Raw genomic sequence first — 17,093 nt, 5'->3', positions numbered from 1 at the left:
GCCCGGCAGCGCCCCCACCCCAGCCCTCCCCGGAGGGGGAGGGAGGAAGACGGGCACGGAAGATGCACCTACGTGCCGTGGGCCCCACCATCCCCATCCTCCCCGCGCACCAGCACGACGCACCGCAACGCGTGGTGAAGGTGCGCCGCGACTACAACAACTGGGTGGCCAGCGAGACCATGGAGGACTACGCGCTGCGCTACACGCCGCAGCGCTTCCGCAAGTGGTCCACCTGGCGGGTGGCCAACACCGCCTTCGGCGCCGCATCCTTCCTGATCCTCGAGGCGGTGGGCGCGACGCTGCTGGTGCAGTACGGCTTCCTCAATGCCTTCTGGGCGATCCTGGCCACCGGGCTGATCATCTTCCTGGCCGGCCTGCCGATCAGCATCTACGCCGCCCGCTACGGCGTGGACATGGACCTGCTCACGCGCGGCGCCGGCTTCGGCTACATCGGCTCCACGCTCACCTCGCTGATCTACGCCTCCTTCACCTTCATCTTCTTCGCGCTGGAAGCGGCGGTGATGGCCTATGCGCTGGAGCTGGCGCTGGGCATCCCCCGAGCTGGGGCTACCTGGTGTGCGCGATCGTGGTGATCCCGCTGGTCACGCACGGCGTCTCCGCCATCAGCCGGCTGCAGGTCTGGACGCAACCGATCTGGCTGGTGATGCTGGTGGTGCCCTTCGTCTACGTGCTGGTGCGCGATCCTGGTGCGTTCGCCGGGGTCACGCACTATGCCGGTGAGAAGGCGCGCGGTGCGGGCTTCGACCTGCACTTGTTTGGTGCCGCGCTGACGGTAGGCATCGCGCTGATCACGCAGATGGGCGAACAGGCCGACTACCTGCGCTTCATGCCGGCACGCACCGCGCGCAACCGGGTCGCGTGGTGGGCGGGCGTGCTCGCGGGCGGTCCGGGCTGGGTCGTTCTGGGGTGGCCAAGATGCTGGGCGGCGCCCTGCTCGCCTACCTGGCCATCCGCCACATGGTGCCGGTGGACCGCGCGGTCGACCCGAACCAGATGTACCTGGCGGCCTACGAATACGTCTTCCCGAACTACGGGTGGGCGGTGGCCGCGACCGCGCTGTTCGTGGTGATCTCGCAGCTGAAGATCAACGTCACCAATGCCTATGCGGGCTCGCTGGCCTGGTCCAACTTCTTCTCGCGCCTGACGCACAGCCACCCGGGCCGCGTGGTGTGGGTGGTGTTCAACACGCTGATCGCCTTCATGCTGATGGAGATGAACGTGTTCCAGGCCCTGGGCGAGGTGCTGGGGCTGTACTCCAACATCGCGATCGCCTGGATGATGGCGGTGGTGGCCGACCTGGTGGTGAACAAGCCGCTGGGCCTGTCGCCCAAGGGCATCGAGTTCAAGCGGGCCTATCTGTACGACATCAACCCGGTGGGCGTGGGCGCGATGGCGCTGGCCTCCGCGCTCTCGATCTCCGCCTACCTGGGTGTGTTCGGCGCCACCGCGCAGGCCTTCTCCGCGCTGATCGCGATGGGCGTGGCCTTCGTCGCCGCGCCCCTGATCGCCTGGGGCACGCGTGGCCGCTACTACATCGCCCGCGCGCCCGAAGGCAGCTACCAGCGCCTGGCCGATCGCCGCTGCGTGATCTGCGAGCGGCAGTACGAAGGCCCGGACATGGCGCATTGCCCCGCCTACCAGGGGCCGATCTGTTCCCTGTGCTGCACGCTCGATGCGCGCTGCGGCGACCTGTGCAAGCCGCACGCCAGCCTGTCGGCGCAGTGGTCCGGCGCCCTGCGCGCGCTGCTGCCGCGCAAGGTGTGGCCCTACCTCGACACCGGCCTGGGCCACTTCCTGCTGCTGATGCTGGTGATCGCGCCGCTGCTGGCCGCGCTGTTCGGGCTGCTGTACCACCAGGAACTGCAGTCGGCGCAGCACGTCGCCGTGGACGCATTGCGCGCGACCTTCCTCAAGGCTTACCTGGCGCTGCTGCTGGTGGCCGGCATCGTGTCCTGGTGGCTGGTGCTGGCGCACAAGAGCCGGCAGGTGGCGCAGGAGGAATCGAACCGGCAGTCCCACCTGCTGCTGCGCGAGATCGAGTCGCACCGCCAGACCGACGAGGCGCTGCAGCAGGCCAGGCTGGCGGCGGAGCAGGCGCGCCATGCCGCCGAACAGGCCAACCACGCCAAGAGCCGCTACATCAGCGCGATCAGCCACGAGCTGCGCACGCCCCTGAACAGCATCCTGGGCTACGCGCAGCTGATGGGGAAGACGCCTCCATCCCCGCGCACCGCAAGCACGGCGTGCACGTGATCCGGCGCGGCGGCGAGCACCTGCTGTCGCTGATCGAGGGCACGCTGGACATCGCACGCATCGAGTCGGGCAAGCTGACGCTGAACGTGAAGCCCATGGCGTTCGCCGACTTCGTGCACGAACTCGCCAGCCTGTTCGAGCTGCAGGCGGCGGCCAAGGGCCTGGCCTTCCGCTTCGAGGCGGAGGGCAACCTGCCGGAGGTGGTGCGCGCCGACGAGCAGCGGGTGCGGCAGATCCTGATCAACCTGCTGGGCAACGCGATCAAGTTCACGTCCGCCGGGCAGGTGGTATTCCGCGTGAAGCACGCCCGCGAGATGGCGGTGGTGGAGGTGGAGGACACCGGCCCCGGCATGAGCGCGCAGGAACTGGCGCAGGTGTTCGAGCCCTTCGCGCGCGGCAACAGCGCCAGCCACTCCGCCCCCGGCGCGGGCCTGGGGCTCACCATCGCCAAGATGCTGACCGACCTGATGGGCGGCGAGCTGTGCGCGCGCAGCATGCCGGGCGCGGGCTCCGTGTTCAAGGTGCGCCTGTTCCTGCCCGAGGTGAATGGGGCCCTGCTGCCGGTGCAGCCGGTGCAGAAGCTGCGCCGCGGCTACGAAGGCCCGCGCCGCCGGATCCTGGTGGTGGACAACGAGGAAGCGGACCGCGAACTGCTGGTGGCACTGCTGGAGCCGCTGGGCTTCGAGCTGCGCACCGCCGCCAGCGGCCACGACGCGCTCGACCTGCTGGCCGCCGGCCTGCAGCCGGATGCGGTGCTGGTGGACCTGGCCATGCCCGGCATCGACGGCTGGGAAACGATCCGGCGCCTGCGCCGGCTGCCCCACCTGCGCGCGAAGGTGGCGGTGGTGTCGGCCAACGCCTTCGACAAGGGGCTGGACAACGATGCAGGCGTGCGGCCCGAGGACTTCATCCTCAAGCCGGTGCGGCACGGCGAACTGCTGGACTGGCTGGAGCGGCAGCTGGGGCTGAGCTGGCTGCAGGAGCCGCGGCCGCCGGCCGCGCCGGAAAAGGTCCCGGCCGCGCAATGGAGCTGGCCCGACCCCGAGCTGCTGGCGCCGCTGCGCAGCGCGGTGCAGCTCGGTTACTACCGCGGCATCCTCAACCAGCTGGACGCGATCGACGCCGCGCAGCCGGAGTGCGGTGCCTTCACGGCCGCGATGCGCGAGCTTGCGCGGCAGTTCCAGTTCGAGGCGATCAGCCGTGCGCTCGCGGGCGCGCAGCCGGAAGGAGCGATACGATGAAGACGATGCTGGACCGAAGCGAGAGCGACGTGGTGCTGGTGGTGGACGACGTGCCGGACAACCTGTCGGTGCTGCACGACGCGCTGGACGAATCCGGCTACACCGTGCTGGTGGCCACCAGCGGCGAGGCGGCGCTGCTGCGCGCGGCGCAGGCGGTGCCCGACATCGTGCTGCTCGACGCGATGATGCCGGGGCTGGACGGCTTCGAGGTCGCCAAGCGCCTGAAGGCGGAAGCGCAGACGGCGCACATCCCGATCATCTTCATGACCGGGCTCACGGAAACCGAGCACCTGGTCGCCGCGCTCGATGCCGGCGGCGTGGACTACGTGACCAAGCCGATCAAGCCCAAGGAAGTGCTGGCGCGCATGGGCGTGCATTTGCAGGGCGCGCGCCTCGCGCGCCAGACCCGCAACGCGCTGGACGCCTTCGGCTACGCCAGCATCGCGGTGCGCGCGAGCGACGGCCGCCTGATGTGGCAGACCCCGCTGGCGCGCGAGCTGCTACACACCTATTACGGCACCAGCGCACCGGACACGCCTCCGGCCATCCTGCAGTGGCTGCGCCGGCACCTGGCGGAGGCCGAGCGGCAGATCGAGCCGCCGCGCCTGTCGGCCGAACTCGGCGCCCGGCGCCTGTCGATCCGCCTGCACCGGCAGACCGGCGACGACGACTGGCTGATCGTGATGCGCGAGGTGTCCGACGCCGCCATCATCGAGTCCATGAGCCTGGCCTTCAAGCTCACCGCGCGCGAAGCCGAGGTGCTGTACTGGGTGGTCAAGGGAAAGATCAACCGCGACATCGCCGACATCCTGGGCGCCAGCCCGGCGACGGTGAAGAAGCACCTGGAGCGCATCTTCGTGAAGCTGGGGGTGGAGACGCGCACGGCGGCCGCCGGCATGGCGATGAACCGCATCCGGCAGCTGCATCCGCAGTTCGAGGGCTAGGGCACCGACGCGCAGCAGCGACGCTGCGCTCAGCCGACGGCCTTGGGCCGCGCCTCCAGGCCGGCCAGTTCGACCAGCCCGCGCAGCACGGCTTCCGTCGCCGCGATCAGGTGCGGATGCCGGTCCGGGCCGATGGAGGTGCACTCGTGCACGATCAGGTCGCGGTAGCGCGTGGCCACCTCGAACAGTTCCCAGGCGTCGCGGTCGAAATGCTCCAGGCCGGACTTCGCGCCGCGCAGCCGCAGCACTTCCTCCACCAGTTCCACCGGCCCGCTGGTGCGGAACTGGCGGTGGCGCATCTCCGCGGTGCTGGAAGGCCGCCCCGCTGAATGGACCACCAGCGAGCGCGCCAGCGCTTCCACCGCGGACACCACGGTCACGAGGCGGGTCGATCCCGTCTCGCCGTGCGTGCCGGCCAACCGCTGCTTGATCACGCGCAGCCGCGCCGCCGGTGTCGCCACCGCATGCATGCGCTGAAGTTCGTCCGGATGCTCGAGGAGCTCATTCATGCGGGCAGTGTAGGAAGCGGAACGCCCGGCGGCTGCGCACTTCCACACACTTGGCATGTAACGGTGACGCTTTGTCGCAGGCGCGTGACAACGCGAAGGTGCGGTGTCTCTGCGCAGCGACGAAACGGGGCGTACCGGGTTCCGCCGGCGCGCGGGTTCTGGTACGCGTGCTAAGTCGCGGGACCCTGCGAAGCGATGCGCACGCACAGGTCGAAGGCATGCTGCAGGCCGTCGATGCCCGCGACTCCCCGGCCGGCGATGTCAAAGGCGCTGCCGCTGGCCGAGGTCGCCACCGGCACCGGCAGGCCGCCGTGCAGCGTCACCCCGCGCTCGAACCCCATCAGCTTCATCGCGATCTGGCCCTGGTCGTGGTACATGGACACCACGGCGTCGAAGTCGCCGCGCCGCGCCGCGATGAACACGGTGTCGGGCGACCAGGGGCCGCTGGCCTCCAGCCCGTCGCGCTTGAGGCGCTCCACCGCCGGGGCGATGATCTCGATCTCCTCGCGGCCGATCGAGCCGCCGTCGCCGGCATGCGGGTTCAGGCCCGACACCGCGATGCGCGGCCGCACGACGCCCGAGCGGCGCAGCGCGCGGTCGATGATGTGCACGGCGTCGCTCACGGCCTCCTGCGTGATCAGGCCTGCAACTTCGCGCAGCGGCACGTGCGAAGTCACCCGCGAGGTCCAGAGATTGCCGGTGATGTTGAATTCGCAGGTGAAGCCGCGCACGTCGAACAGGCCCTGCATGAAGCGCAGCTCGTCCTCCTCGGTCATGCCCGCCATGCGCAGGGAATGCTTGTTCAGGGGGCGAACACGATGCCCTGAACGGCGCCATCGCGCGCCAGCGTGGTGGCCGTGGCCAGCGCGTGCAGCGCCGCCTGGCCCGCGGCCTCGCTGCATTCGCCCAGCGGCGGCACGCCGCCGGCCGGCTCGTCCTGCACGAGATAGGTGATGCGCCCCGGCTCGAAGCGCAGCGCATCGCGCGGGCCCAGGCGCAGCACGTCCAGCTTCGCCTTGGCGATGCGCTCGCCGCTGGCCACCACCGAAGGCGGCGCGATCAGCAGCAGGTCGGCGGCCGCCGCGTTCTGCGCGCGGGCCAGCAGCTTCACGCCCATCTCGGGGCCGACGCCCGCCGGGTCGCCGAGCAGCACGGCGATGCGGGGCCTGGATCCAGCGTTCATTGGCCGTCCGCCTTGATGTTGGCGTCCTTCACCAGCTTGCGGAAGCGCTCGAACTCCTGCCGGTTCATCTCGGCGAAGCCGTCGGCGGTGAGCGTGCCCACGTCGCCGCCCATGCCCTTGATGCGCGCCTGCACGTCGGGCAGCTTGAGCACCCGCACCAGTTCCGCCGTCAGCGCGTCCACCACCGGCCTGGGCGTGCCCGCGGTCACGTAGAGGCCGTACCAGGTCTGCACGTCGATGCCCTTCACGCCCGCTTCGGACATGGTCGGCACGTCGGGGATCTCGGCGGCGCGCCTGTCGGACATCACGGCCAGCGCGCGGAACTTGCCGCCCTTGATCTGGCCCATGGCGGAGGAGGTGGAGTCGAACATCATGGTGACGTCGCCGCCGATGATGTCCACGTGCGCCTGCGAGCTCCCCTTGTAGGGAACGTGGATCGCCTTGGTGTTGGTGGCCAGGTTGAAGGCTTCGCCCGCGACGTGCTGCGTGCTGCCGATGCCCGAGGAGGCGTACTTCAGCTGGCCCGGCTTGTCGGCCATCGCGGCCATCACGTCCTTCACCGACTTGTACGGTGAAGAGGAGGACACCACCAGCACGTTGGGCATCACGGCCACCAGGCCGATCGGCTGCAGGTCCTTGAGCGGGTCGAACTTCAGCTTCAGCAGGTGCGGCGCGATCGCCTGCGCGGTGTTCGTCGCCAGCAGCAGCGTGGTGCCGTCGGCCGTGGCCTTGGCGGTCATTTCCGCGGCGATGGTGTTGGAGGCGCCGGGCCGGTTCTCCACCACCACCGACTGCTTGAGGTCGGCGGCGAACTTCTCGGCCAGCATGCGCGCCAGGATGTCGGTGCCGCCGCCGGGCGAGGCCCCGACCATGATGCGCAGCGGCTTGTCCGGCCAGGCTTGCGCGAAGGCCGGTGCGGCGGCGAAGGCGAGGCCGAGTGCGGCCAGGCTGAGCGCCAGTCGGCGCCGGGTGGGGAATGCCATGGGATGTCTCCTGGGCCGGGTCGGATTGCCCGTCTGGAACCCAGGGTACGGGCTGCAGCCATTCCTCGCCAATGAAATTCGTGGAAGGAGCCATGCCATTTTGTATATTGCTCCCATGGCCAAAGCCCTTTCCGACGCCGCCCTGCTGATGCGGCTGCGCATCCGGCAACTCCTGCTGCTGGAGGCGCTGGGCCGCGAGCGCAACCTGGGGCGGGCCGCCGCCGGCCTGGGACTGAGCCAGCCGGCCGCCACCAAGCTGCTGCAGCAGGCGGAGGAGACGCTGGGGGTGGCGCTGTTCACGCGGCTGGCGCGCGGCATGGAGCCCACGCCCACCGGCGAGGTCCTGATCCGCTACGCGCGCCAGCAGCTGGTGGACTTCGGCTTCGCGCGCGAGCAGATGGCGGCGTTGCGCTCGGGGCTGCGCGGACGGCTGCGCCTGGGCACTGTGCCGGGCGGGCTGCCGCAGCTGCTGGCACCGGCGCTCGCCGCGTACAAGCGGCAGCATCCGCGCGTGGCGGTGTCGGTGCTGGTGGAGACCAGCGACGTGATGCTGGGACTGCTGGAACGCGGCGACGTGGACCTGGTGCTGGGTCGTCCGACCGAGGGGCACTTCGAGGACGAACTGCGGATCGAGCCGCTGCTGGCGGAGCCGCAGGTGGCGGTGGTGCGCGCGGGGCATCCGCTGCTGGAGAAATCCGATCTCGCGCTGGCCGACCTGGTGCGCTGGCCCTGGATCCTGCAGCCGCCCGGCTCGCCGCAGCGCAGCCGCTTCGAGTCGGCGCTGCGCGAGGCGGGGCTGCACGGCCGGCTGGACATCACCGAGACTGCGTCGACGGTGGCCACCACGGTGCTGCTGGAGGCGAGCGACATGGCGGCGATCATGCCGGCGTCGCTGGCGGCGCACTATGCGCGGCTGGGGGTGCTCGAGGTGCTGCCGCTGGAGCTGCCGCTGCAGGTGCCCTCGCTGCACCTGATCACGCGGCGGCACCGGGAGTTGTCGCCGGCGGCAGCGGGGTTCGTGGAGGCGCTGGCGGCGCTTTCGTGATCGCGCAACGCTGGGGTTCGGCGCTGCGCGCGCTCACCGCCAGCCTACGGCGGCACGGACTTCGTAGGCTGGGGTGAGCCCGAAGGCGAACCCCAGCGATGCGCGAACTTCAGGCCGAAACCTGCGGACGCACATGCATGTGCGCATCCACCGCCTCGTGCATCTCCTCCGGTTCGTCGGTCTCTTCGCGCGTCGGGTGGTCCAGGTGCGCCTTCAGCTGCGCCGTGTCCAGGTCGCCCGTCCACTTCGCCACCACCAGCGTCGCCACGCCGTTGCCGATCAGGTTGGTCAGCGCGCGCGCTTCCGACATGAAGCGGTCGATGCCCAGGATCAGCGCCAGGCCGGCCACCGGCACTTCGCCGACGGCGGACAGCGTGGCCGCCAGCACGATGAAGCCGCTGCCGGTGATGCCGGCGGCGCCCTTGGACGTGAGCAGCAGCACGGCCAGCAGCGTGAGCTGCTGCGTCAGCGACATGGGCGTGTTGGTGGCCTGCGCGATGAACACGGCGGCCATCGTCAGGTAGATCGAGGTGCCATCGAGGTTGAAGGAGTAGCCGGTGGGGATCACCAGGCCCACGGTGCTCTTCTTGGCGCCGAGGTTCTCCATCTTCTCCATCATGCGCGGCAGCACGGTCTCGGACGAGGAGGTGCCCAGCACCACCAGCAGTTCCTCCTTGATGTACTTGATCAGCTTCCACACGGAAAAGCCGTGCACGCGGGCGATGGTGCCCAGCACCACGAAGATGAACAGCAGGCAGGTCAGGTAGAAGGACCCCATCAGCTTGCCCAGCGAGAACAGCGAGCCCAGGCCGTACTTGCCGATGGTGAAGGCCATCGCGCCGAAGGCGCCGATCGGGGCCACCTTCATGATGAAGCCCACGATCGTGAACAGCACGTGCGAGGTCTTCTCGATCATGTCGAACACCATCGTGCCGCGGCCGCCGAAGCGGTGCAGCGCGAAGCCGAAGAACACCGAGATCAGCAGCACCTGCAGGATGTCGCCCTTGGCGAAGGCGTCGATGATGGTGCCGGGGATCACGCCCATCAGGAAGTCGGTCGTGCTGCCCATCTTGCCGGGCGCCGTGTACGCGGCGATGCCCTTGGTGTCCAGCGAGGCCGGGTTCACGTTCATGCCCGCGCCGGGCTCCAGCACGTTCACCACCACCAGGCCGATCACCAGCGCCAGGGTGCTGACGACCTCGAAGTACAGGAGCGCCAGGCCGCCGGTCTTGCCGACCTTCTTCATGTCCTCCATGCCGGCGATGCCCACCACCACGGTGCAGAAGATGATCGGGGCGATCATCATCTTGATCAGCTTGATGAAGGCATCGCCCAGCGGCTTCATGTCCGCGCCGAGGGCCGGGTAGAAGTGTCCGAGCAGGACGCCCGCCATCACGGCGGCGAGGACCTGCACGTAGAGCGAGCGGTACAGGGGGCGGCGGCTGGCCTTCGTCAGGGTGCCGGGAGCGGGCGGTGCGAGCATGGTGCTTGGAGGGTCAGGGAAAACCCTGAATTGTCCAAGCCGACCCCCACCGCCGTCGTCGCGGTTATTACGTACTCACTTGCAATGTTTGACGCGGATCAGACGGCTCGTGAGAAGCGCTTGCGCGCCGCCGCCAGGCGGTCCCCGGGGCCGCGCCGCGTCAGCAGGTAGGCTCCGGCCAGCATCGCGCTGCCGATGCCCACCAGGGTGCCGCCGCTCATGGAACGGGCCATGCTGCTGGCCAGTTCGGGCGCGCGCGGGCCGGCCAGTTCCAGCCGGCGCTTGGTCATCTGCGCGCCCAGTTCGGACAGCTGGTCGGGCAGCAGGCGCTCGGCGGCCGGCAGCAGCAGGGTCTCCTCGTCGGCCACGTGGTGCATCACGTGGCGCATCAGCTCGAAGAAGGTGTCGTCGAAGGCGGGATCGGCGACCGGCATGTTGCGCAGGCGCGAGATCAGGCCGCGCATCTCGTCGTGCTCGGGCGTGCTCTTGCGCAGCATCTCGGTGTCCGCCACGACGCGCAGGGCCGGATAGAAGATCTCTTCCTCCAGCTGCGCGTGGATCTCGATGGCCAGGCAGACGTTGTCCACCAGGCCCTTGCGCAGGCGTTCCGACGAGCCCAGCTCGTACTGGTGGAAGGCCGTCAGCACGTGGGTGTGGTCCAGCCGGATCAGGTTGGTGATGCTGGGGAGAACTGGGACATCAGGGACATCGTCGCGCCTCGCTTACATGGCATGCATTGCGCCTATTGGGCCGTGCCGGCCGCACCCGGTGTGTCGGACGCGGACGGCGGGCGCTGTCGGCAGGGGGCCCGGCTGCCCCTTTGTAGCGGCCGGCGCGCGAACACCGGGCAAGCACTTGTGACGCCCCGTACGCCATGTGTCGTATGGCCCCGCGGGCAGCCCATCCCTAGCATGGCCTGGCGTTTCCCACTTCCCTCTGGAGCCCACATGCAACGTCGTTTCACCCTCCAAGCCCTCACCGCCGCCCTCGCCCTGGCGGCCACGGGCGTGGCTTTCGCCCAGTCCAAGGACCCGATCAAGGTCGGCATCCTCCACAGCCTGTCCGGCACCATGGCCATCTCCGAGACGGTCCTGAAGGACACCGCGCTGATGGCGATCGAGGAGATCAACGCCAAGGGCGGCGTCCTCGGCCGCAAGCTCGAGCCGGTGGTGGTCGATCCTGCCTCCAACTGGCCGCTGTTCGCGGAGAAGACCAAGCAACTGTTGACGCAGGACAAGGTCGCCGTGATCTTCGGCTGCTGGACCTCGGTGAGCCGCAAGTCGGTGCTGCCGGTGGTGGAGGAGCTCAACGGCCTGCTGTTCTACCCGGTGCAGTACGAGGGCGAGGAGCTTGTCCAAGAACGTGTTCTACACGGGCGCGGCGCCCAACCAGCAGGCCATCCCGGCCGTCGAATACCTCATGAGCAAGGACGGCGGCGGCGCCAAGCGCTTCGTCCTGCTGGGCACCGACTACGTGTACCCGCGCACCACCAACAAGATCCTGCGCGCCTTCCTGAAGTCCAAGGGCGTCGCCGACGCGGACATCATGGAGGAGTACACCCCCTTCGGCCACAGCGACTACCAGACCATCATCGCCAAGGTGAAGAAGTTCTCCGGCGAAGGCAAGAAGACGGCGGTGATCTCCACCATCAACGGCGACTCCAACGTGCCCTTCTACAAGGAACTGGGCAACGCCGGCCTGAAGGCCAAGGACGTGCCGGTGGTGGCGTTCTCGGTGGGCGAGGAGGAACTGCGCGGCGTGGACACCAAGCCGCTGGTGGGCCACCTGGCCGCCTGGAACTACTTCATGTCCGTGAAGAACCCGACCAACACCGAGTTCACCAAGAAGTGGGGCGGCTACGCCAAGACCAAGAACATCGCTGGCCACAAGGACAAGCCGCTGACCAACGACCCGATGGAAGCCACCTACATCGGCGTGCACATGTGGGCGCAGGCGGTGGAGAAGGCCAAGTCCACCGACACCGACAAGGTGATCGCGGCAATGGCCGGCCAGACCTTCAAGGCGCCCTCGGGCTTCACCGCCACCATGGACATGAAGAACCACCACCTGCACAAGCCGGTGTTCATCGGCGAAGTGAAGGCCGACGGCCAGTTCAACGTCGTGTGGAAGACGCCAGGCCCGGTCAAGGCCAAGCCCTGGTCGCCCTTCATCGAGGGCAACGACAAGAAGAAGGACGAGCCGGACGGCAAGTCGAAGATGTAGGACGCCCCCGAAGCGGCCTGCGGCCGCCTCCCCCACTGGGGGGCGGCGCGGCCGCTGGGGGCGGCCCGGCGCGGCGCGCCCCCGCGCACACCCGAGCACACGCAGGAACCCATGCTCCGACTATTTCTTCTTCTGCTGGCGCTCTCTTCCAATCCTGCTTCGGCCCTCACCGCCGACGAAGCCCGCGCCATCGCCCTCGGCGAAACCGACGCCCGCATCGAAGCCCTCAACAAGGCCGTGGCCGCCGCCGACGACAGGACGGCGGCCTTCATCCAGGCGCTGGCCGACGATGCGGTGAAGACTGCCGGCACGGCCGTGTTCGTCGTGCGCGACGACAAGGCGAGCGACCCCGTCACCGGCGCCGCAGCGACGCTGCCGGCCGACGCCGAGGACGTCATCAACAACAACCGCATGCGCGGCGAGCTCGACTCCGCGCTGGCGGCGCTGAAGCTCTTCTCGCCCGACGCCAAGCTGCGCGCGGCGGCGGTCGCCGAACTGCAGAAGGAGCCGAGCGAATCCAAGCTGCCGCTGATCGAGAAGGCCTATGCGGCGGAACAGGACGCTGCGATCAAGGAGCAGCTGGCGCTGGTGCGCGCCGCGGCGCTGCTTTCCAGCAGCGACAAGCAGCGGCGGCTGGAAGCCGCGCAGCTGCTGTCCGCCAGCCGCAGCTCCGCCACCCGCAGCCTGCTGCTCGCGCGGGTGAAGGAAGAGGCCGACCCGGACGTGAAGTCGGCGCTGCAGTCCTCGCTGCGCAGTATGCAGTCCTCGCTGGTGTGGGGCGAGCGCGCGGCGGCGGTCTTCTCCGGCATCAGCCTCGGCTCCATCCTGCTGCTGGTGGCGCTGGGCCTGGCCATCACCTACGGCCTGATGGGCGTCATCAACATGGCGCACGGCGAGCTGATGATGATCGGCGCCTATGCCACCTACGTGGTGCAGGGCCTGTTCCAGAAATACCTGCCCGGCGCCTTCGACTGGTACCTGCTGGCGGCGGTGCCGGTGTCCTTCCTCGCCTCCGCGCTCATGGGCGCGGTGCTGGAGCGCGGCGTGATCCGCTTCCTCTACGGCCGGCCGCTGGAGACGCTGCTGGCCACCTGGGGCATCAGCCTGATGCTGATGCAGCTGGTGCGCTCGGTGTTCGGCGCGCAGAACGTCGGCGTGGAGAACCCCAGCTGGATGAGCGGCGGCCTGGCGATCACCGCCAACCTGCAGCTGCCCTGGAACCGCATCGTGATCGTCGGCTTCGCCTTCGCGGTGCTGGCCGGCATGGCGCTGCTGATCTCGCGCACGCGCCTCGGCCTGTTCGTGCGCGGCGTGACGCAGAACCGGCCGATCGCCTCCTGCATGGGCGTGAACACGGCGCGCGTGGACACCTACGCCTTCGCGCTCGGTTCCGGCATCGCCGGCCTCGCGGGTTGTGCCTTGAGCCAGGTCGGCAACGTCGGGCCTGACCTGGGGCAGGCCTACATCGTCGATTCCTTCATGGTGGTGGTGCTCGGTGGCGTGGGCCAGCTGGCGGGCACGGTGTACGCCGCGCTGGGACTGGGCGTGCTGAACAAGTTCATCGAAGGCTGGGCCGGTGCGGTGCTGGCCAAGATCGCCGTGCTGGTGCTGATCGTGGTGTTCATCCAGAAGCGGCCGCAAGGGCTGTTCGCGGTGAAGGGAAGGAGCGCGGAGGCATGAGTGCGGTTCTTCCGGTCTTGGAACCCTCCCCCCGGGGGAGGGCAGGGTGGGGGCGCTGCGGGTGCCAACGCTGGTGCGCCGGCGAGCGCCCCCACCCCAACCCTCCCCCAGGGGGGAGGAGGACATGCTGCCCAGGCGCCAGCCGCTGCTCACGAAAACCGGCTGGACCGCCTTCCTCTTCGCCCTCGTCGCCGTCTGCGCCCTTGCGCCCATCCTCAACCTCGTCGTCCCCGCCAGCAGCCCCTTCCACCTGAGCGACTACGCCGTCGCGCTGGTCGGCAAGATCATGTGCTACGCGATCGCGGCGCTGGCCATGGACCTGATCTGGGGCTACACCGGCATCCTGTCGCTGGGACACGGCCTGTTCTTCGCGCTCGGCGGCTATGCCATGGGCATGTACCTGATGCGCCAGATCGGGCGCGACGGCAACTACAAGAGCGAGCTGCCGGACTTCATGGTGTTCCTGGACTGGAAGGAGCTGCCCTGGCACTGGGCCTTCTCGGACAGCTTCCTCGCCACGCTGGTTCTGATCGTCGCGGTGCCGGGCGTGATCGCCTTCGTGTTCGGCTACTTCGCCTTCCGCTCGCGCATCAAGGGCGTGTACTTCTCCATCATCACGCAGGCGCTGACCTTCGCGGCCATGCTGCTGTTCTTCCGCAACGAGACCGGCTTCGGCGGCAACAACGGCTTCACCGACTTCAAGCGCATCCTCGGCATGGCGATCGCCACGCCGCAGATGCGCATGACGCTGTTCGTGCTCACGGGGCTCACGCTGCTGGCCTTCTTCCTGTTCGCGCGCTTCCTGGTGGCCAGCAAGTTCGGCCGCGTGCTGCAGGCGATCCGCGACGCCGAATCGCGCGTGATGTTCTCGGGCTACAACCCGATCGGCTACAAGCTCACCATCTGGACCATCAGCGCCATCATGTGCGGCGTGGCCGGCGCGCTTTACGTGCCCCAGGTGGGCATCATCAACCCGGGCGAGATGAGCCCGGCCAACTCGATCGAGATCGCCGTGTGGGCGGCGGTCGGCGGGCGCGCCTCGCTGGTCGGCCCCATCATCGGCGCCTTCCTGGTCAACGGCGCCAAGAGCTGGCTGACGGTGAGCGCGCCGGAGTTCTGGCTGTACTTCCTGGGCGCGCTGTTCATCGCCGTCACCCTGTTCCTGCCCAACGGCGTGGTGGGCCTGGTGAAGCAGTGGAGGTCCAAGGCATGACGCCCGACCTGATGGAAGAGGGCGCGCGCCGGGTCTCGGCCTATGCGCAGCTCGCCACGCGCAACCGCACGGAGTCCGGTGGCCGCGCCGCCGGCTTCGGCCGGCCCGTCGTGCCGGGCGAAGTGGACACCGCGCACGGCCGCATCCTGTACCTGGAGGACGTCAGCGTCAGCTTCGACGGCTTCAAGGCGATCAACAAGCTCTCGCTGGACATCGCGCCGGGCGAACTGCGCTGCATCATCGGCCCCAACGGCGCCGGCAAGACCACGATGATGGACATCATCACCGGCAAGACCCGGCCCGACCACGGCACCGTCTTCTTCGGCAGCACCATCGACCTGCTGCGCTACAAGGAAGCCGAGATCGCGCAGATGGGCATAGGCCGCAAGTTCCAGAAGCCGACGGTGTTCGAGCAGCTCACGGTGTACGAGAACCTGGAGCTGGCGCTCAAGACCGACAAGGGCGTCAAGGCCTCGATGTTCTTCCGCCCCGATTCGGCCGACAGCGACCGGCTGGCCGAAGTGCTGCGCACCATCCACCTGGCCGACAGCGTGAACCGGCTCGCCGGCACGCTCAGCCACGGGCAGAAGCAGTGGCTGGAGATCGGCATGCTGCTGATGCAGGACCCCAAATTGCTGCTGCTGGACGAACCGGTGGCCGGCATGACCGACGAAGAAACCGCGCGCACGGCCGAACTGTTCCTGTCGCTCAAGGGCCAGCACTCGCTGATGGTGGTGGAGCACGACATGAGCTTCATCAGGACGATCTCCGAGAAGGTCACGGTGCTGCACGAAGGCGCGGTGCTGGCGGAAGGCACGCTGGAACAGGTGCAGGGGGACGAGCGGGTGATCGAGGTCTACCTGGGACGCTGACATGCTCGCCATCCGCAACATCAACCAGTACTACGGCGGCTCGCACATCCTGCGCGACGTCAGCGTCGAGGCCAGGCCGGGGCAGGTGACCGTGGTCCTCGGGCGCAACGGCGTCGGCAAGACCACGCTGCTCAAGTCGCTGATGGGCCTGGTCCCCATCAAGACCGGCAGCATCGAGTTCGACGGCCGTGCGATCCACCAGTCCACGCCCTACCAGCGCGCCCGCGCCGGCATCGGCTTCGTGCCGCAGGGCCGCGAGATCTTCGCGCGGCTGTCGGTGGAGGAGAACCTGCGCATGGGCCTGGCCACGCGGCCCGGCGGCACGCCGGTCCCGCAGGAGCTGTTCGAGTTGTTCCCGGTCTTGAAGCAGATGCTGCACCGGCGCGGCGGCGACCTCTCCGGCGGCCAGCAGCAGCAGTTGGCGATCGCCCGCGCGCTGGCGGCCAAGCCGAAGCTGCTGGTGCTGGACGAACCGACCGAAGGCATCCAGCCCAGCATCATCAAGGACATCGGCCGCGTGATCCGCATGCTGGCCGACCGCGGCGACATGGCGATCCTGCTGGTGGAGCAGTACTACGACTTCGCGCAGGAGCTCGCCGACAGCTACGTGGTGATGGAGCGCGGCGAGGTGGTCGCGCAAGGACCGGGCAAGGACATGGAGGCCCGGGGCGTGCGGCAGCTCGTGGCCATCTAGGGCCTGCGCTTGACTTCTTCCAGGTCCCGCAGGTTGCGGCCCGCGGTGTCCCCCGCATTGCCGCCCTCGAATTCCCCAGCGGCCGCCGGGCCCAGTTCTTCTTCCTGGTTGGTGTAGGGCTGGCGGCCCTGGCCGCCGTCCCAGCTCACTTCGCTGCGGTAGCCGTGCTGCGCCTTGCCGTCGCCCTCGGCTTCGCCCGGCCCCTTGCGTTCGTTCGAATCCATTGCTCAGCGGTTGCCCATGGTGCGGGTCTCGGGGACCAGCACGATCGGGCCCGCGTCGGTCTGCGGGTTCACGGTGATCGAGGCCTGGCCTTCGGGCATCACCACGGTCTCGACTTCACGCAGCAGGCCACCGCCGGCGACGCTGCCTTCGACATCGCCCATGCCCATCACGCGGGCGCGGCAGGCGGCGCGGTCTTCACCGGTCGTGTGCACTTCGCAGCGGGCGGCGGCGTTGGCGCTGTAGCTCTCCAGGCGGCCGCGCTGCTTCTCGGCAGCGGCGTTGCGCGCTTCCTTCAGGCAGTCGGCACGGTCCTGCTGGGTCTTGCCCGTGTTGCAGGCGTTCACTTCCGACTGGAAGCTGCCCGTGGAGTCGATGATCGCGGTGCCGGGGAAGCTGGCATCGGAGGTGGCGACCTGGGCGGTGGCGGCACCGACCGCAAGCAGGGCGGCAGCGCCGAAGGACATCATGCTCTTGAGCGACCGGTCCGTCTTTTTCATGGGGAACTCCTTCAATTCAGTCAATGG

Annotated in this window: 14 protein-coding genes and 2 pseudogenes; 8 read left to right on the top strand and 8 right to left on the bottom strand. The window is 68.9% G+C overall.

The features are described 5' to 3' along the window. The first annotated feature begins 62 nt into the window (after nucleotides 1-62). Together HK415_RS23520 and HK415_RS23515 are read left to right on the top strand one after the other, a co-directional pair. Nucleotides 63-3,515, top strand: a pseudogene (locus HK415_RS23520) (hybrid sensor histidine kinase/response regulator). Continuing rightward, complete coding sequence (locus tag HK415_RS23515; protein ID WP_171563794.1) at nucleotides 3,512-4,459, top strand: response regulator transcription factor; 948 nt, start codon at nucleotides 3,512-3,514, stop codon at nucleotides 4,457-4,459. The pseudogene HK415_RS23520 and the gene HK415_RS23515 overlap by 4 nt, the downstream one beginning before the upstream one ends. Nucleotides 4,460-4,488: 29 nt before the next feature. Here HK415_RS23515 and HK415_RS23510 read toward each other — a convergent pair whose 3' ends face one another. From HK415_RS23510 to HK415_RS23500, 4 genes are all read right to left on the bottom strand, one after another. Further along, nucleotides 4,489-4,968: a hypothetical protein gene (locus HK415_RS23510; protein ID WP_171563793.1), complete on the bottom strand. Its 480-nt coding sequence runs from the start codon at nucleotides 4,966-4,968 to the stop codon at nucleotides 4,489-4,491. Between the two features lie 170 nt (nucleotides 4,969-5,138). Next, complete coding sequence (locus HK415_RS25780) at nucleotides 5,139-5,753, bottom strand: 4-hydroxythreonine-4-phosphate dehydrogenase PdxA (RefSeq protein ID WP_253262388.1); 615 nt, start codon at nucleotides 5,751-5,753, stop codon at nucleotides 5,139-5,141. Nucleotides 5,754-5,770: 17 nt separating this feature from the next. Continuing rightward, complete coding sequence (locus HK415_RS25775; RefSeq protein WP_253262387.1) at nucleotides 5,771-6,151, bottom strand: 4-hydroxythreonine-4-phosphate dehydrogenase PdxA; 381 nt, start codon at nucleotides 6,149-6,151, stop codon at nucleotides 5,771-5,773. Next, on the bottom strand, nucleotides 6,148-7,134 hold the full coding sequence (locus HK415_RS23500) for a Bug family tripartite tricarboxylate transporter substrate binding protein (RefSeq protein WP_171563792.1): 987 nt from the start codon (nucleotides 7,132-7,134) through the stop codon (nucleotides 6,148-6,150). Before HK415_RS23500 ends, HK415_RS25775 begins: the two co-directional genes overlap by 4 nt. A 115-nt stretch (nucleotides 7,135-7,249) precedes the next feature. On the opposite strand from HK415_RS23500, the gene HK415_RS23495 reads away from it, so the two are divergent. Then, the gene (locus tag HK415_RS23495; protein WP_171563791.1) at nucleotides 7,250-8,179 is read left to right on the top strand and encodes a LysR family transcriptional regulator; all 930 of its coding nucleotides are present in this window, start codon (nucleotides 7,250-7,252) and stop codon (nucleotides 8,177-8,179) included. Nucleotides 8,180-8,288: 109 nt separating this feature from the next. Here the strand turns inward: HK415_RS23495 and HK415_RS23490 are convergent, their stop codons facing one another. Further along, a complete protein-coding gene (locus HK415_RS23490; RefSeq protein WP_171563790.1) occupies nucleotides 8,289-9,662 on the bottom strand; it encodes a dicarboxylate/amino acid:cation symporter in 1,374 nt (457 codons plus the stop codon). A gap of 98 nt (nucleotides 9,663-9,760) precedes the next feature. After that, on the bottom strand, nucleotides 9,761-10,342 hold the full coding sequence (locus HK415_RS23485) for a hemerythrin domain-containing protein (RefSeq protein WP_171563834.1): 582 nt from the start codon (nucleotides 10,340-10,342) through the stop codon (nucleotides 9,761-9,763). Nucleotides 10,343-10,609: 267 nt separating this feature from the next. Here HK415_RS23485 and urtA point away from each other — a divergent pair. From urtA to urtE, 5 genes and pseudogenes are all read left to right on the top strand, one after another. Continuing rightward, a pseudogene (gene urtA / locus HK415_RS23480) lies at nucleotides 10,610-11,885 on the top strand (urea ABC transporter substrate-binding protein). A 111-nt stretch (nucleotides 11,886-11,996) separates the two neighbouring features. Next, the gene (urtB, locus tag HK415_RS23475; RefSeq protein ID WP_171563789.1) at nucleotides 11,997-13,565 is read left to right on the top strand and encodes an urea ABC transporter permease subunit UrtB; all 1,569 of its coding nucleotides are present in this window, start codon (nucleotides 11,997-11,999) and stop codon (nucleotides 13,563-13,565) included. Between the two features lie 124 nt (nucleotides 13,566-13,689). Beyond that, a complete protein-coding gene (urtC, locus tag HK415_RS23470) occupies nucleotides 13,690-14,778 on the top strand; it encodes an urea ABC transporter permease subunit UrtC (protein WP_171563788.1) in 1,089 nt (362 codons plus the stop codon). Beyond that, nucleotides 14,775-15,650 (top strand): urea ABC transporter ATP-binding protein UrtD, encoded by an 876-nt coding sequence (gene urtD, locus HK415_RS23465; protein ID WP_171563787.1) that lies wholly within the window; start codon nucleotides 14,775-14,777, stop codon nucleotides 15,648-15,650. The genes urtC and urtD overlap by 4 nt, the downstream gene beginning before the upstream one ends. 1 nt (nucleotide 15,651) lies before the next feature. Next, nucleotides 15,652-16,344, top strand: a complete 693-nt coding sequence (gene urtE, locus HK415_RS23460; protein WP_171563786.1) for an urea ABC transporter ATP-binding subunit UrtE — start codon at nucleotides 15,652-15,654, stop codon at nucleotides 16,342-16,344. On the opposite strand, the gene HK415_RS23455 is transcribed toward urtE, so the two are convergent. Both HK415_RS23455 and HK415_RS23450 read right to left on the bottom strand, forming a co-directional pair. Beyond that, entirely contained in the window at nucleotides 16,341-16,568 is a 228-nt protein-coding gene (locus tag HK415_RS23455; RefSeq protein ID WP_171563785.1) for a hypothetical protein, read from the bottom strand. The two genes, urtE and HK415_RS23455, sit on opposite strands and share 4 nt — an antisense overlap. Nucleotides 16,569-16,571: 3 nt before the next feature. Continuing rightward, a complete protein-coding gene (locus HK415_RS23450) occupies nucleotides 16,572-17,066 on the bottom strand; it encodes a hypothetical protein (protein ID WP_171563784.1) in 495 nt (164 codons plus the stop codon). Nucleotides 17,067-17,093 lie beyond the last annotated feature (27 nt).

The sequence above is a fragment of the Ramlibacter montanisoli genome (assembly GCF_013087525.1).
Classification (GTDB): domain Bacteria; phylum Pseudomonadota; class Gammaproteobacteria; order Burkholderiales; family Burkholderiaceae_C; genus Ramlibacter; species Ramlibacter montanisoli.
Note: the sequence above shows the minus strand (reverse complement) of the source record. Positions and strands in the feature narration are given on the sequence as shown.